Below are 15,230 nucleotides of genomic sequence, written 5' to 3' on the forward strand. Positions count from 1 at the left end.
AAGATGAAGATGTGTCTGCGAAATTTCTTGTCGATGTTGGACGGCAGCACGCAACTTAGCAGAAATTTGCCGACGATTGCCGCAACAGACGATATGTCCCGGGGTGAGCTTGCCTTTGACGAGCCCGCACATCCAGCGATTCAAGTTGCGCCTACCATTCAGGACCTTATCCTGACGGCATCGTTGTGAGAGAGGCGGGAATGCAAGGCAGATCGAGGGCCGTCGTCGCTTTGGCGATTGTAGCTTTTCTGGTTGGATCCGGTCGACCAGCTTTCGCTCAGTCGGACGATTGCATCGGCACGTACTATCGCACGAGGGATGCTGCCTGCATTGACCGGCTTATCACAACCTTGGATCAAGCTCCGTCCAGCGCTGAAAACGGAACGATAACCGGGTTTTTCGCTGCATTGTTCGACGGCTCGCCGGAGATGCGACGAAAACTGCTGGATGGCGTGCCCTCCGATCGCGCGGCTGACCTTTATCTGGCCGCTCTGCACAAGGCTGGTCTCACGGACGAAGCGCGGCGTTTCGCGTCGAGCCGAAAGCTGGAGGATGCAGCATCCCCCGGTGCCATGCCTTTGAAAACGTTGACACCCCTCTTTGTCCCGTTGGACAATGATCTGCTGCTTGGCGCCTATATGGCGACAGGAGACTTGTCCTACATAGATCATATTCTGGGAGATCATATTCTGGGAAATCTTCGAACCAGCCGTGACGGCATCGCGGCGGACGCAATCTGCATCGGCCTTGTTATGGGGAAATTCGCGGGTGCGGTGGCTCCAGGTCGCCCCGAGAATATCATGATTGTCGCTGCATGCCGGAAATATGGGTGCCCCAAGAGCCAGGCATCAAAAGACATGATGCGTGTGATGACGGTGGCATCGGCTGTATGGGCTATACGGTCGCTGGCGAAGAATGACGTTGCAATCAAACAGGAACTCGATCGCTTTTTCCAAAACGACTCGCGTTTGGCCGCCATTTTCGGAAGAGAGCAGAACGCCTTCACAAATTATCTGGCCTCAGTGACTTTGTGGTCGGTCGAGAAAGGCAAATCGCTTGACGCGGCAATGACGGACTATGAACGCCTCGGTGCTGCCGATACTTCGTTCAAGCCTGATAGCATCCTGCAATCCCCCGAGGACAAGAACTAGCAGGCCGGCGCCTGTGGTTCACCCGGAGCTCTCGCCATGCTAACCACAACACCATGGCACAGAAGAAAGCATACGAGGTCGATTCATGGCTCGCGAAGCCGGATCCGCGCGTCTCGATCGTGCTGCTTTACGGTCCCGATCGCGGGCTGGTCGCCGAGCGGGCAAAGGCCTTTGCCGCCAGGACCGGCCTGCCGCTCGACGATCCGTTCTCGGTGGTCAGGCTGGACGGATCGGAGGTCGATCGCGACGAGGGCCGCCTGCTCGACGAGGCGCACACCGTGCCGATGTTTTCGGAGCGGCGCCTGCTATGGGTGCGCAATGCCGGCGCTCAGAAGGCGCTTGCCGACGACGTCAGGGCGCTGACCGCCGAGCCGCCGCGCGATGCCATTATCCTGATCGAGGCCGGTGACCTGAAGAAGGGCGTCGGCCTGCGCGGCGTGGTGGAGGCGGCGGACAATGCCATGGCTCTGCCTTGCTACGCCGATGAGGCCAGGGACATTGACACGGTCATCGACGACGAACTGCGCAAGGCTGGCATGTCGATGACGCTGGAGGCGCGGCAGGCGCTGCGCCGCAACCTCGGCGGCGACCGGCTGGCCTCGCGCGGCGAGATCGAAAAGCTGGTGCTTTATGCGCATGGCCAGGCCGAAATCGGCCTCGACGACGTCAAGGCGACATCCGGCGATGTCTCCGGCCTCTCCTTCGATGCGGCCGTCGACGCCCTGCTCGAAGGCAGGATCGCCGACTTCGACACCGCCTTCACCCGCCATTGCCAGTCTGGCGGCCAGCCCTTCCTGGTGCTTTCATCGGCGATGCGGCAGTTGCAGACGATCCAGGCGATGCGCGGCCTGATCGACGCCGGCGGCCGCAATGCCGCTTCGGTCGTAGCCGCGGCGCGCCCGCCGGTGTTTTTCTCCAGGCGCAAGCTGGTCGAGAAAGCCCTCGAACGCTGGAGCAGCGAGGCGCTCGGCCGCGCCCTGACCCGCTTGCAGACGGCGGTGCTGCAAACGCGCCGGCGGCCCGATCTGTCGATCGCGCTGGCACGCCAGGCGCTGCTCGGCATTGCCGTGGAAAGCGCAAGGCTGGCGCAGAGGTAAGCTCGCTTCGAGCAGATGGCAGCTTCAACTCAGTCGGAGACGACAATCATTGAGGCTGGCGCCGCCCCTCATGCCCTACCGGGCATTTCTCCCCGTAAACGGGGAGAAAGAAGCCGGCCGCAACGCCGGCACCTTCTTGCAATGCTGGAGATCGGCAAAACCGTCGAAGACAGCGCCCTTCTCCCCGTCACTATACGGGGAGAAGATGCCGGCAGGCAGATGAGGGGCGGCGCCAACACCCCGAACAGGAGCGAATTCTTGTCAGAACGGCAGTCGATTCACGAGTAGTTTGCCGGCTAAGGTACCGGGCCATACCTACTCCCGCTTCAGCCTGCGGCAAAGCTCATCGAGTTGCTCCAGCGTCCGGTAGGCGACGCTGATCACGCCGCCGCGCTGGTTGTGCTCGATCGTGACGATCATGCCGATCGTGCTGGTCATCTGCCGCTCCAGCGCCAGTGTATCGGCATCCTTTTGCGGCGGTGCGGCGGGTTGGCGTTTTGCCGCCGGCGCGCCGACCGGCATCTGCGCCAGCGCCTCGGCCTGGCGCACCGAAAGCCCCTCATCGATGATCCGCTTGGCGAGCCCGGCCGGGTCGTCGGCCGTCACCAAGGTACGGGCGTGGCCGGCCGACAGCGCCCCATCGACCAGCATGTCGCGAATGACGTCGGGCAGCTTGAGCAGCCTCAGCGTGTTGGCGACATGGCTGCGGCTCTTGCCGATCACCTGGCCGAGATCGGCCTGGGTATAGCCGTGGTCGTCGATCAGCTGCTGGTAGCCCAGCGCTTCCTCGACCGGGTTGAGGTCGGTGCGCTGGACGTTTTCGATGATCGCCAGTTCGAGCGCCGTGCGATCGTTGACATCGCGCACAATGATCGGGATTTCGGTCAGCCCGGCGCGTTGCGCCGCACGCCAACGACGCTCGCCGGCGATAATCTCGTAGCGGCCCGTTTGGGTTTTCGACGGGCGCGCCACCACCGGCTGCACCACGCCGTGTTCGCGGATCGACTGGGCGAGGTCGGTCAGGTCGGCGTCGCCAAAATGCCGCCGCGGGTTTTTCGGGTTAGGGCTGAGGAACTCGATCGGCACCTTGCCGTCGGCCGCCAGCCCCGGCTTTTCCGGTGCCGCCGGGCGATCGATTTCGCCGATCAGGGCCGCCAATCCCCGGCCCAGTCTCTTTCTCGAAGGGTCTTCGTTCATCGTCCGTCCAGATCGTTTCGGTATCGAATCGCTTGTTGGCTACTGTTAGGCGGCACGCAATTTGCGCTCGCGGCGGATCACTTCGGAAGCAAGCTGCAGATAGGCCTGGCTGCCCGAGCATTTGAGGTCGTAGAGAATCGCCGGCTTGCCATAGGACGGCGCCTCGGAAACGCGGACATTGCGCGGGATGACGGTTTCATAGACCTTGTCGCCCATATGCGCCCGTACATCCTGCACCACCTGGTTGGCGAGATTGTTGCGCCCGTCGAACATCGTCAGCACTATGCCCTGGATCGTCAGATCGGGGTTGATCGAACGGCGCACCTGCTCGACCGTCTCCAACAGCTGGCTCAGGCCCTCCAGCGCGAAGAATTCACACTGCAGCGGTACCAGCACCGAATCGGCCGCAGCCATCGAATTCAGCGTCAGCAGATTGAGCGAGGGCGGGCAGTCGATCAGCACATAGCCGAAATTGGCCGAGCGCTCGGCCGAAGCCCGCAGCGCGTTGCGCAGCCGCAGCACCCGGTCCGGCGCCGAGGCGATTTCCATCTCGATGCCGAGCAGATCGAGCGTCGACGGCACGATCGACAGGCCGGGCACCGCCGTCGGGATCGCCGCCGCTTCCAGGTCGAGTTCGCCGGTCAGCACATCATAGGACGAGACGGTGCGGTCGCGCCGGTCGATGCCAAGCCCGGTGCTGGCGTTGCCCTGCGGGTCGAGATCGACGATCAGCACCTGTTCGCCTATAGCGGCCAGCGCGGTGGCCAGATTGATGGCCGTCGTCGTCTTGCCGACGCCGCCCTTCTGGTTGGCGACGGTGATGATTCGGGGGCCGTTCTTCATCATGGGTCTATGCCAGAAATTCATTCGGGGTCGCCGGTCACTAGCCAGGGTGCTGTCGCAAGTCGGATATTTCGAGAACGACGCCCTGCGCGTCGGTTACACTGGCATGTTCTACCAGATCGAAAGACCATCGTTGAGCGCTTTCTGCCACTTCGGCGCGGTAATCCCGGCCTTTGTGAAACAGGCCGCGCGCGCCCTTCGTAAGCCACGGCGCCGCCAGGTGGAGCAGGGCCGGCAGCGAGGCGAGCGCCCTGGCCGTGACGATTTGCGGTGCAGGAACAAGAGGATAGCTGTCGTCTATGCGTCGCGCGATGACCTTGGCAGGCAGGCTGAACTGTCCGACGACCGCTTGCAGGAACGATGCTTTTTTCCGATTGCTTTCAACCAGGTCGATGCTGGCCCCTTCACGCTCGACCAGTAGAAAGGCCAGCACAAGCCCGGGAAAACCGCCGCCGGAGCCGAGATCGACCCAGCGCCTCGCGTCTGGTTTGATTCGCGCCAGTTGCGCGCTGTCGAGGATGTGGCGGCGCCAGACATCGTCCTGCGTCGATTGCGCGGCCAGATTGATCCGGCGATTCCATTTCTGGAAGACGGCCTCGAACTCGACCAGACGATCGAATGTTTCACGTGAAACCGGGCCTGCTGCCTGTTGCAGGTTCGCCCAGGACGCAGCGCTCACGCGACCTGCTTTCGCGCGGCCGCCTCGGCGTTGCGGACATGCGCGACGATAATCGCCAGCGCCGCCGGCGTCATGCCTTCCATACGCTGCGCGTCAGCGATGGAACGCGGCTGGCGTGCCAGCATCTTTTGCTTCAGCTCATTGGACAGGCCGGGAACAGAAGCAAAGTCGAGCGACTCGGGAATAAGCCGGCTCTCCTCAAGCCTGATCTGCGAGACGTCCGCCTGCTGGCGGTCGAGATAGACGGAATATTTGGCTTCCGTTTCAAGACGTTCGGCCGTTTTGGCGTCGATTGCTCCAAAAGCAGGTTCGATGCGCCCCAGCCAGGCGATGTCGACACCGGGATAGGCCAGCAACTCATAGGCCGAGCGGCGTACGCCGTCCCGGTTGATCTCGAGCCCATGGCGCGCCGCCTCATTCGGGGTCATCGTGGTGCCGAGGGCGAGCTGCCGCGCCTTATCAAGGTCTTGCACGACAGTGTTGAACCGTTGCGTTCGCTCCGGCGAGGCGATCCCCAGTCTCATCGCCAGCGGCGTCAGCCGCTCATCGGCATTGTCCGCACGCAGCGACAGCCGGAACTCGGCCCGCGAGGTGAACATGCGGTAGGGCTCGGCGATGCCGCGGCTGGTCAAGTCGTCGACCATCACGCCGATATAGGCTTCGGTGCGGCTTAGCACGATTTCATCGCTCGCCGACGCCTTGCGCGCTGCATTCAAGCCGGCAAGCAGCCCTTGCGCGCCAGCCTCCTCGTAGCCGGTGGTTCCGTTGATCTGGCCGGCGAGGTAAAGCCCGGCGATCCGCTTGGTTTCCAGCGTCGACTTGAGTTCGCGTGGGTCGACATGGTCATATTCGATGGCATAGCCGGGCTGCAGCATCGTTGCCCGCTCCAGCCCCGGAATGGTTTTCAGGATGTCGAGCTGTACGTCCTCGGGCAGGGAGGTCGAGATGCCGTTCGGGTACACCGTGTCGTCGTCGAGCCCTTCTGGCTCCAGAAAAATCTGGTGGCCTTCGCGGTCACCGAACTTGACGATCTTGTCTTCGATGGACGGGCAATAACGCGGCCCGACGCCTTCGATTGACCCCGAATACATAGCCGAGCGGCCAAGATTGGCGCGAATCAGCTCATGCGTGACATTGGTCGTGCGCGTAATCCCGCAATGGATCTGCGGGTTTTCGATGCGGTCGGTGAGCAGCGAGAACGGCACGGGATCTTCATCCGCCGCCTGGCTCTCAAGCGACGCCCAATCGATCGTCCTGCCGTCCAGCCGCGGCGGCGTGCCGGTCTTCAGCCGCCCGAGCCTGAAGCCGGCGCGGCTCATCGTCGCCGACAGGCCGATGCTCGCTTGCTCGTTCATGCGGCCGGCGACGATTTTCTTCTCGCCAATATGAATCAGCCCGCGCAGAAAGGTGCCGGTCGTCAGCACCACGGCGCCACAGGCGAGCCTGCTTCCATCCGCCAGCAGCACCGCCGCGATGCGCCCATCGTCGATTTCCCCGTCATTGATGTCGAAGTCCAGCACCTCGCCTTCAATGACATCGAGGCCGGCCTGCTGCCGGATTGCCGCCTGCATGGCGAGCCGATAGAGCTTCCTGTCGGCTTGCGTCCGCGGACCGCGGACCGCTGGCCCCTTGCGACGGTTGAGCAGACGGAACTGGATGCCGGCCGCATCGGCGACGCGCCCCATCAGCCCGTCCATGGCATCGATCTCGCGAACCAGATGGCCTTTGCCGAGGCCGCCAATCGCCGGGTTGCAGGACATCACACCGATCGTGTCGAAGCGCAGCGTCACCAGCGCGGTTCTGGCGCCGGCACGCGCGGCAGCACTGGCCGCCTCGCACCCAGCATGGCCGCCACCCACCACAACCACATCATAGCGATTGGTCATCTGTATCTTCCGGTTCGAATCTGCCGACACATGTGCCCGCCGGGACGAGCTGTCAAGAACAGAGAGGCTTCAGGCGCATAACTGCGCTGACCATTGCAGATAGAGAACGCCCGGCGCTGCCCTGTCTGCCTTCTCCCTTTGTGGGAGAAGGTGGATTGGCGCGCAGCGCCAAGACGGTTGAGGGGTGCTGGACGGATCACCGTCGGTGCCAAGCTGGAACACCGCTCATCCAACCGAACTTCGCTTGGCCACCTTCTCCCACACGGGGAGAAGGCGAGAGCCGCACTAACCCCTCAACCTGCAGCACCTGCGACATTTGCACAGCGAATCGTTTCACGTGAAACAATGCCCTCCACTGACCGCCCAGCGTTTCACGTGAATCACTGGGGCGTATTCTTCCCAATGTTTCACGTGAGTCACTTGCCGATACAGAATTGCGAAAAGATCACGTCGAGCATATCCTCGACATCGACCGCGCCGACGATCCGTCCGAGCCGATCCGCCGCCAGGCGCAGTTCCTCGGCGCGCAATTCCTGTCCGCGGTCACTACTTGCCGCTGCCGCAAGCAGGAAGCGTTTTGTCTCATTGAGCAGCTCGACGTGCCGCAGCCGCGACGGCAGGATATCGCCGGCCTGGCCGATCTGCGCTGCGGCGTGCCGCCCGATCTCGTCCAGCAATTCGGCCACTCCCGTGCCGTCCTGCGTCGAGATAGCGATATCGCAGTGCGCCGCGGGCGAGGGTGATTCGCCCCTCAGAAGATCAACCTTCGTTCCGACCCTCAGCGCCGGAATGGCGCCCGGCAGCACACCGATCGCCATTGGCTCAGCCATATCCTCAAGCAGCAACAGCAGGTCCGCACTGTGCGCCTTGGCCCTGGCCTTCTCGATGCCGATCGCCTCGATCTTGCCGGGCGCCTCGCGCAGACCGGCGGTGTCGGTTACCCGGACCCGCACCCCTTCGAGGTCCAGCACCACCTCCAGCAGGTCGCGGGTCGTGCCCGGCTCATCGGTGACGATCGCCGCCTCGCGCCGCGCCAGAGCGTTGAACAGGCTGGATTTGCCGGCATTCGGCGCACCGAGGATGACGACTTCGAACCCGTCGCGAATGATTTCGGCAGCGCGGAAGCCGGCGACATGGCGCTCGATCTCGGCGATCATGGCCCGCACGTCGGACCAGACTGTGTCGGCGACCGAACCCGGCACGTCGTCCTCGTCGGCAAAATCGATCTCGGCCTCGATCATCGCGCGGGCGTGGATCAGCCGTCGGCGCCAGCCCAGATAGAGTTCGCTCTGCACGCCTTCGGCATTGTGCACGGCAAAGCGCCGCTGCGCCTCGGTTTCGGCATTGATGAGATCGGCCAGCGCCTCGGTTTCGACCAGATCGAGCTTGCCGTTGACAAAGGCGCGGCGGGTGAATTCACCCGGCTCGGCATGCCTGACGCCGTCGAAGGAGGTGATCGTTTCCAGCATCTTCGCCACGACGGCGCGTCCGCCATGCACATGGAACTCGGCAACGTCCTCGCCGGTAAAACTGTCGGGACCGGCAAAGAAGACGACCAGGCCGCTGTCCAGCACCGATCCGTCCGGCGCCCGTAACTTGCGATAGCTAGCAACGCGGTTCGGCACGGCCGATCCGGCAATCGTTTCGACTACGAATCGACTCTGCGGCCCCGAAATTCGGATCACCGCAATGCCGCCCGGCAGGCGCCCGCTCGACAGTGCCACGATGGAGTCTTTTGAAATCATTTGCCCGCTCTGCCGAAGCGCCCTAGCTATGCCTGTTCAATCCGCCATCGAGTTGCGCCGTGACATTGCCTGCACAAAACCTGCTTGCCGAAGAGGCCAGTCCCTATCTGCAGCAGCACAGCGGCAATCCGGTGCACTGGCGGCCATGGTCGCCTGCCGCTCTGGCCGAAGCACAGGCGCTGCAGCGTCCGATCCTGCTGTCAGTCGGCTACGCTGCCTGCCACTGGTGCCACGTCATGGCGCATGAGAGCTTCGAGAACGACGGCGTCGCCGCCGTCATGAACCGTCTCTTCGTCAATATCAAGGTCGACCGCGAGGAGCGCCCCGACATCGACCAGATCTACATGGCGGCGCTGTCCTCGATGGGCGAGCAGGGCGGATGGCCGCTGACCATGTTCCTGACGCCGGACGGCAAGCCGTTCTGGGGCGGCACATACTTCCCTCGCGAAGCCCGCTACGGGCGCCCGGGCTTCGTCCAGGTGCTGGAGGCGGTCGACAAGGCTTGGCGGGAGAAGAAAGAAAGCGTTAACCAAAGCGCCGACGGTTTGACTACGCATGTCGAGGCGCGGCTGGCGGGCAGCCATGCCAAGGCCGTACTCGACAGCGACACGCTAGCGAAGCTCGCCAACGGCATTGACGGCATGATCGACCGCGAGCTGGGCGGCCTGCGCGGCGCACCCAAATTCCCCAACGCGCCGTTCATGCAGAGCCTCTGGCTGTCCTGGCTGCGCGACAGCACCGCAGCCCATCGTGACGCCGTTCTCCTCAGCCTCGAAAAGATGCTGGCCGGCGGCATCTACGACCATGTCGGCGGTGGCCTCAGTCGCTACTCGACCGACGCCGAATGGCTGGTGCCGCATTTCGAAAAGATGCTCTACGACAATGCCCAACTCGTCCGGCTGTGCAATTGGGCCTACGCGTCAACTGGCAAGGAATTGTTCCGGTTGCGAATCGAAGAAACGATTGCCTGGCTGTTGCGCGAAATGCGGGTCGAGGGCGGTGCCTTCGCTGCCAGTCTCGATGCCGACAGCGAAGGGGAAGAAGGGCTGTTCTATACCTGGAGCAAGGATGAGGTCGAGCTTGCCCTTGATGACGAATCAGCATTGTTTTTCAACTACTTCACACTTGCCGACCCGCATGGCTGGGAGGGCAAGCCGATCATCCGCCAGACAGAAGCCCAGCAGACGCAAAGTGTGATCGACCGCCAACAGCTCGTCCCTCTGAAAGAAAAATTGCTCGCGGCGAGGTCACAGCGCATCCGGCCAGGGCGTGACGGCAAGGCCCTGACCGACTGGAACGGCTTGATGATCGCAGCCCTTGCCGAGGCCGGGCGATCGCTTGGCCGATCCGACTGGATCGAAGCGGCGGCAGCGGGCTTTGCCGCCATTGCGGGCGCCGGACGTGACGGCCGCCTGCCGCATTCGATGCTCGGCGCAAAGAGGCTGTTCCCGGCCCTGTCGAGCGACTATGCCGCCATGACCAATGCGGCGGTCTCGCTGTTCGAGGCGACCGGCAATCCCGACTATATCGATCGCGCCAAGAACTTCATTGAGCAACTCGATCTCTGGCACCGGGACAGCGACAAGACCGGCTACTATCTGACCGCGTCGGACAGCACGGATGTGCCGATCCGCATCCGCGGCGATGTCGACGAGGCCATTCCTTCCGCCACCGGGCAGATCATCGAAGCCATGGTCCGATTGTCGTCGCTGACCGGCGATCTCGATCTCTGGGAAAAAGCCTGGACAGTCGCCGAGCATGCGGCCGGGCGGGCGGAGCACCAGCCCTATGGCCAGGCAGGAATCGTCAATGCCTGTGCCCTGGCGCTCGAACCGCTGAAACTGGTGATCGTGGATAAACCCGAGAATCCAAGGCTTGTTCCGGTTGCGAATCGAAATCCGGACCCACGTCGGGTGGACATCGTCGTGCCTGTTGGCTCGGCGACAAATCTGCCGGCCTTGCCGGGCGGCGTCCTGCCGCCAACGGCCGAGCCCGGCGCCTGGCTGTGCACGGGGCAGGTCTGCCTGCCGGTGGTAACGGAAGCTGAAGAGCTGGAAGGGTTATTGCGCCGAAGATAGGATTCGTAATCCTATGGCGAAGCAAGGAGCGAAGCGACGCAGCGCAGACCATAGGATCCATGCCGTGACTTTCGCGCGCTGCAACGGCGCAAATTCTGCTCCGCTGCTTTCTCCGGTAGAGCTCACGGCATGGATCCTCGGGCCAAGCCCGAGGATGACGAAGGCAACGGCCAGCCCCCAACCCTACGTATTCATCGAATCGAAGAAGTCCGCATTCGTCTTGGTCTGCTTGAGCTTGTCGATCAGGAACTCGATGGCGTCGGTTGTTCCCATCGGCGCCAGGATGCGGCGCAGCACGAAGATCTTCTGCAGATCCTGCTTGGAAACCAGCAGGTCTTCCTTGCGGGTGCCGGACTTCAATATGTCCATGGCCGGATAGATGCGCTTGTCGGCCACCTTGCGGTCGAGCTGGATTTCGCAGTTGCCGGTGCCCTTGAACTCTTCGAAGATGACTTCGTCCATGCGGCTGCCGGTGTCGATCAGCGCGGTGGCGATGATGGTCAGCGAGCCGCCTTCCTCGATGTTGCGGGCGGCGCCGAAGAAGCGCTTCGGCCGCTGCAGCGCGTTCGCGTCGACACCGCCGGTCAGCACCTTGCCGGATGACGGCACGACGGTGTTGTAGGCGCGGCCGAGACGCGTGATCGAATCCAGCAGGATCACCACGTCGCGACCGTGCTCGACCAGGCGCTTGGCCTTTTCGATCACCATCTCGGCAACCTGGACATGGCGTACCGCCGGCTCGTCGAAGGTCGACGAGATCACCTCGCCCTTCACCGAGCGCTGCATGTCGGTAACCTCCTCCGGCCGCTCGTCGATCAGAAGCACGATCAGATAGCATTCCGGATGGTTGGCGGTGATCGAGTGGGCGATGTTCTGCATGAGAACCGTCTTGCCGGTGCGCGGCTGCGCATTGATCAACGCACGCTGCCCCTTGCCGATCGGCGCGACCAGGTCGATCACGCGCGGCGAGATGTCCTTGGTGGTCGGATTGTCGATCTCCATCTTCAGCCGCTTGGTCGGATAGAGCGGCGTCAGGTTGTCAAAGTGGATCTTGTGGCGGATTTTTTCCGGATCGTCGAAATTGATTGTGTTGACCTTGAGCAGCGCGAAATAGCGCTCGCCCTCTTTCGGGCTGCGGATAGGGCCTTCAACCGTATCGCCGGTCTTCAGCGAAAACCGCCGGATCTGCGAGGGTGAAATATAGATGTCGTCGGGACCTGGCAGATAATTTGCGTTGGCCGAGCGCAGAAAGCCAAAGCCGTCCTGCAGCACTTCGACGACGCCGTCGCCGATGATCTCGATATCCTGTGCCGCCAGCTTCTTCAGGATCGCGAACATCAGCTCCTGCTTGCGCATGACGCTGGCGTTCTCGACCTCGAGCGATTCCGCATAGGCGATCAGCTCTGGTGGTTTCTTGTTCTTGAACTCGGTGAGTTTCATTTCTTGCATGGACGGACTCTGAATGAGCTTTGGGAAAAATATCGGCGGGATGCGACAAATGCCGGGCGCGGCCGAAAGCGATGACGGGCGGCGCATGACGGGAAGGAAGACCCGTCTTTTATCGTCGGTCGGGTGAAAGAGCAAGCCGCCTTTTGCGGGCACCGAATACGTCAGAATGGTTTCACGATAACCAGGACGACGATGACGACCATCAGCAATGTGGGGATCTCATTGACGATCCGCCAGTGCCTTGCCGGTTTTTCATTGCGGTCTTCGGCAAATTTCCGGACGGCGCCGGCGAAATAGCCATGCACGGCCGACAGACCCACCACCGCAGCGATCTTGGCATGCAGCCAGCCGCCTTGAAAACCAAAGCCTTTCCAGGCGAGCCACAGGCCGAACGCCCAGGTAATCACCATCGCCGGATTGATGATGCCGCGCAGCAGGCGGCGCTCCATTACCTTGAAAGTCTCCGACTGGACGGAGCCTTTTTCGGCATCGGCATGATAGACCAGCAAGCGCGGCAGATAGAGCATGCCCGCCATCCAGGAGATGACGGCAATCACATGGATCGCCTTTGCCCAGGGATAGAAATCATCGGGCCCGAAGAGAAACAGCAGCCCGGCCAGCACGAGGAAAATGGCGATCGCGATTGCCGCGCGGCGCGTCGCCCCGCTACCGCTGTTCGTGCTGTTCGCATTGTCTGCGCCCATCATCGTCACGACGCGCTCCGCACCAGTTTGACCATCTGCTCGACATGCGCGAGCGGCGTCTCCGGCGTGATGCCGTGGCCGAGGTTGAAGATCAGCGGCCGGTCCCCTAACACCTTCAGGATCGCCCCCACGCCGTCGGCAAGCGCCTTGCCGCCGGCCACCAGCCGCAGCGGATCGAGATTGCCTTGCACGGCGCCGTCACGCTGCAATTCCTTCGCAGTCGACAATGGCACGGTCCAGTCGAGGCCCAGCCCGGTCACGCCGGTCGTCTGGCGATAGCTCCGGTAGTGATCTCCGGCGCCTTTGGGAAAGCCGATGATCGGAACGTCGGGATGGACAGCCTTCACCTGCCGGACAATCTCGGCCACCGGCCGGACGCAGAACAACTCGAAAGACGCTTCGTCGAGCACGCCGGACCACGAATCAAAGATCTGCACCACGTCGGCGCCGGCTTCGATCTGCCGGATCAGATAGGCAGCCGAATGATCGGCGAGCACTTTCAGGAGCCGAAGAAAGGCCGCCGGCTCGCGATAGGCGAACAGCCTGGCCGGCGCCTGGTCGGGCGTACCGTGGCCGGCAATCATGTAGGTCGCCACCGTCCAGGGCGCACCGCAGAAGCCGATCAGCGTCGTTTCATCAGGCAGTCTGGCGCGCAATCGCCGCACCGTCTCGTAGACCGGCTCGAGATTCACGTGAAACGTTTCGCCGTCGAGAGCCTCGATCTCCGCAGCCGAGATCGGCGTCAACAGCGGGCCGCGTCCTTCCTCGAAGCGCACGTCGCGGCCGAGCGCATGCGGCACGACAAGGATATCGGAAAACAGGATCGATGCGTCGAAGCCGAAGCGTTCGATCGGCTGCAGCGTCACTTCGACGGCGAGATCCGGGTCGTAGCAAAGATCGAGAAACGATCCGGCCCGTCTCCTCGTCTCCCGGTATTCCGGCAGATAGCGGCCGGCTTGGCGCATAATCCAGAGCGGCGGCGGAAACGCTGCCTTGCCTCTCAACACGTCCAGCACGATCCGGTCTTGAGGCATTGAGCGCTCGCCTTTCCAGGCTTCCCTATAATTAAATATTCTATTTTTAGGAATCTTATGATTCTAAGAGTCTGTTGGTTGTGGTGGTTGTCTCCTGTCCCGCTTTGCCCTGGAAAAGACCAGCCAGCATATTGTCGCGCGCTTCTCCAACGGGATTGCAGGACTTTGTGGAAAGCCGGGAATTTCCGACTGGAGTCAATGCGTTGCCGCCAGGCCAAGGAACTTGCCCTTGTGGATGAAGCGAAGGCAAAAAGCTCCGTCCCCGGACTTGTCCCCAACCGCCCGAAGAAGCCGACAGCACATCGAATTGTGGACAAACCGGCATCTGATACAGTCGCTTGGCGGTGGCCGAGTTTTCCGCCCGGCTTATCCACATCGGCCCACAGCCTGGAATGTATCCTGTGAACAAACCGCAGAGCTTCTTTCACCTTCACCTGATTTCCGACGCCACCGGCGAAACGCTGCTGGCCGCCGGCCGCGCCGCTTCCGCGCAATACAAGGATGCGCGCGCCATCGAACACATCTACCCGCTCATCCGCACCGAAAAACAGGTGACGAAAGTGTTCGAGGACATCGAGGAGGAGCCGGGCATCATCCTCTACACCGTCGTCGACCAGAAGCTTGCCCGTGGCATCGATGAACGCTGCGCGGCGATGGGCCTGCCTTGCGTCTCGGTACTGGAGCCGGTGCTGACGGTGTTCCAGTCCTATCTCGGCACGCCGGCCGGCCGCCGCGTCGGCGCCCAGCATGTGCTGGACGCCGAATATTTTCGCCGCATCGACGCGCTCAATTTCACCATGGAGCATGATGACGGCCAGCTGCCGGCCAATATGGATGATGCCGACATCGTGCTTGTCGGCATCTCACGCACCTCGAAGACGCCGACCAGCATCTATCTCGCCAATCGCGGCATCAAGACCGCCAACATCCCGATCGTGCTCGGCGTGCCGGTGCCGGAAAGCCTGGTCTACGCCAGGAGGCCACTGATCGTCGGCCTGATCGCCACTGCCGAGCGCATCTCCCAGGTCCGGCAGAACCGCGTTCTCGGCAACAGCGCCTACGAGCCGACCGATTACGTCGACCGCGCCGCGATCGCCGAAGAACTCGCCTACGCCCGCCAGATCTGCACACGGCATGGCTGGCCGATGATCGATGTCAGCCGCCGTTCGATCGAGGAGACGGCGGCGGCTATCGTTGCCCTGCGCGGCAAGACGCGCTAGGGCGTGTGATATTCAGGTGATGCCGGCCTACAAACGGCGGCTTCCTGCGCTTCCGGTGCTCACGTACTTTAAGTACACTCCGCTCCGGTTCTCGGAAGCCACCACTCTCGGCGCGGCCTGACCTGAATCTCGACACACCCTAGTGAG

General features: G+C 62.5%; 12 protein-coding genes. 4 read left to right on the top strand and 8 right to left on the bottom strand.

All coding sequences use genetic code 11. The features are described from left to right. Positions 1–200: 200 nt before the first annotated feature. Together NKH29_RS09825 and holA are read left to right on the top strand one after the other, a co-directional pair. Positions 201–1,151 (top strand): hypothetical protein, encoded by a 951-nt coding sequence (locus NKH29_RS09825; protein ID WP_352789154.1) that lies wholly within the window; start codon positions 201–203, stop codon positions 1,149–1,151. A gap of 53 nt (positions 1,152–1,204) precedes the next feature. Continuing rightward, positions 1,205–2,248 carry a DNA polymerase III subunit delta gene (gene holA, locus NKH29_RS09830; protein ID WP_352999491.1) on the top strand — a complete coding sequence of 348 codons (1,044 nt, stop codon included), beginning with the start codon at positions 1,205–1,207 and terminating at the stop codon, positions 2,246–2,248. A gap of 315 nt (positions 2,249–2,563) precedes the next feature. Here the strand turns inward: holA and NKH29_RS09835 are convergent, their stop codons facing one another. The 5 genes from NKH29_RS09835 to mnmE form a co-directional block, all read right to left on the bottom strand. Beyond that, positions 2,564–3,445 (bottom strand): ParB/RepB/Spo0J family partition protein, encoded by an 882-nt coding sequence (locus NKH29_RS09835; protein WP_023718749.1) that lies wholly within the window; start codon positions 3,443–3,445, stop codon positions 2,564–2,566. A 45-nt stretch (positions 3,446–3,490) separates the two neighbouring features. Beyond that, a complete protein-coding gene (locus tag NKH29_RS09840; RefSeq protein WP_084642633.1) occupies positions 3,491–4,291 on the bottom strand; it encodes a ParA family protein in 801 nt (266 codons plus the stop codon). Between the two features lie 37 nt (positions 4,292–4,328). Further along, positions 4,329–4,967, bottom strand: a complete 639-nt coding sequence (rsmG, locus tag NKH29_RS09845) for a 16S rRNA (guanine(527)-N(7))-methyltransferase RsmG (protein WP_352999493.1) — start codon at positions 4,965–4,967, stop codon at positions 4,329–4,331. Next, complete coding sequence (gene mnmG / locus NKH29_RS09850) at positions 4,964–6,853, bottom strand: tRNA uridine-5-carboxymethylaminomethyl(34) synthesis enzyme MnmG (RefSeq protein ID WP_352910403.1); 1,890 nt, start codon at positions 6,851–6,853, stop codon at positions 4,964–4,966. Before mnmG ends, rsmG begins: the two co-directional genes overlap by 4 nt. 416 nt (positions 6,854–7,269) lie before the next feature. Beyond that, positions 7,270–8,598: a tRNA uridine-5-carboxymethylaminomethyl(34) synthesis GTPase MnmE gene (gene mnmE / locus NKH29_RS09855; RefSeq protein WP_352496010.1), complete on the bottom strand. Its 1,329-nt coding sequence runs from the start codon at positions 8,596–8,598 to the stop codon at positions 7,270–7,272. Positions 8,599–8,657: 59 nt separating this feature from the next. Here mnmE and NKH29_RS09860 point away from each other — a divergent pair, with 59 nt between their 5' ends. Beyond that, positions 8,658–10,676 (top strand): thioredoxin domain-containing protein, encoded by a 2,019-nt coding sequence (locus tag NKH29_RS09860; RefSeq protein WP_352999496.1) that lies wholly within the window; start codon positions 8,658–8,660, stop codon positions 10,674–10,676. Between the two features lie 183 nt (positions 10,677–10,859). Here the strand turns inward: NKH29_RS09860 and rho are convergent, their stop codons facing one another. The 3 genes from rho to hemE all read right to left on the bottom strand — a co-directional run bounded on the left by rho (position 10,860) and on the right by hemE (position 13,863). Further along, a complete protein-coding gene (rho, locus tag NKH29_RS09865) occupies positions 10,860–12,125 on the bottom strand; it encodes a transcription termination factor Rho (protein WP_023718755.1) in 1,266 nt (421 codons plus the stop codon). A 161-nt stretch (positions 12,126–12,286) separates the two neighbouring features. Then, positions 12,287–12,829 carry a protoporphyrinogen oxidase HemJ gene (gene hemJ, locus NKH29_RS09870; protein ID WP_084642637.1) on the bottom strand — a complete coding sequence of 181 codons (543 nt, stop codon included), beginning with the start codon at positions 12,827–12,829 and terminating at the stop codon, positions 12,287–12,289. A gap of 5 nt (positions 12,830–12,834) precedes the next feature. Next, a complete protein-coding gene (hemE, locus tag NKH29_RS09875) occupies positions 12,835–13,863 on the bottom strand; it encodes a uroporphyrinogen decarboxylase (RefSeq protein WP_352481328.1) in 1,029 nt (342 codons plus the stop codon). A 401-nt stretch (positions 13,864–14,264) separates the two neighbouring features. Between hemE and NKH29_RS09880 the strand changes: the two genes are divergently transcribed. Further along, entirely contained in the window at positions 14,265–15,083 is an 819-nt protein-coding gene (locus NKH29_RS09880) for a pyruvate, water dikinase regulatory protein (RefSeq protein WP_023718758.1), read from the top strand. Positions 15,084–15,230: the final 147 nt, after the last annotated feature.

The sequence above is a fragment of the Mesorhizobium sp. M1295 genome (assembly GCF_040318135.1).
Classification (GTDB): Bacteria; Pseudomonadota; Alphaproteobacteria; order Rhizobiales; family Rhizobiaceae; genus Mesorhizobium.

What these genes read in the sequence shown, in the direction of transcription:
- NKH29_RS09825 (WP_352789154.1), top strand. Translation starts at nt 201, where the DNA reads ATGCAAGGCAGATCGAGGGCCGTCGTCGCTTTGGCGATTGTAGCTTTT.
- holA (WP_352999491.1), top strand. Translation starts at nt 1,205, where the DNA reads ATGGCACAGAAGAAAGCATACGAGGTCGATTCATGGCTCGCGAAGCCG.
- NKH29_RS09835 (WP_023718749.1), bottom strand. Translation starts at nt 3,445, where the DNA reads ATGAACGAAGACCCTTCGAGAAAGAGACTGGGCCGGGGATTGGCGGCC.
- NKH29_RS09840 (WP_084642633.1), bottom strand. Translation starts at nt 4,291, where the DNA reads ATGATGAAGAACGGCCCCCGAATCATCACCGTCGCCAACCAGAAGGGC.
- mnmG (WP_352910403.1), bottom strand. Translation starts at nt 6,853, where the DNA reads ATGACCAATCGCTATGATGTGGTTGTGGTGGGTGGCGGCCATGCTGGG.
- mnmE (WP_352496010.1), bottom strand. Translation starts at nt 8,598, where the DNA reads ATGATTTCAAAAGACTCCATCGTGGCACTGTCGAGCGGGCGCCTGCCG.
- rho (WP_023718755.1), bottom strand. Translation starts at nt 12,125, where the DNA reads ATGCAAGAAATGAAACTCACCGAGTTCAAGAACAAGAAACCACCAGAG.
- hemJ (WP_084642637.1), bottom strand. Translation starts at nt 12,829, where the DNA reads ATGGGCGCAGACAATGCGAACAGCACGAACAGCGGTAGCGGGGCGACG.
- hemE (WP_352481328.1), bottom strand. Translation starts at nt 13,863, where the DNA reads ATGCCTCAAGACCGGATCGTGCTGGACGTGTTGAGAGGCAAGGCAGCG.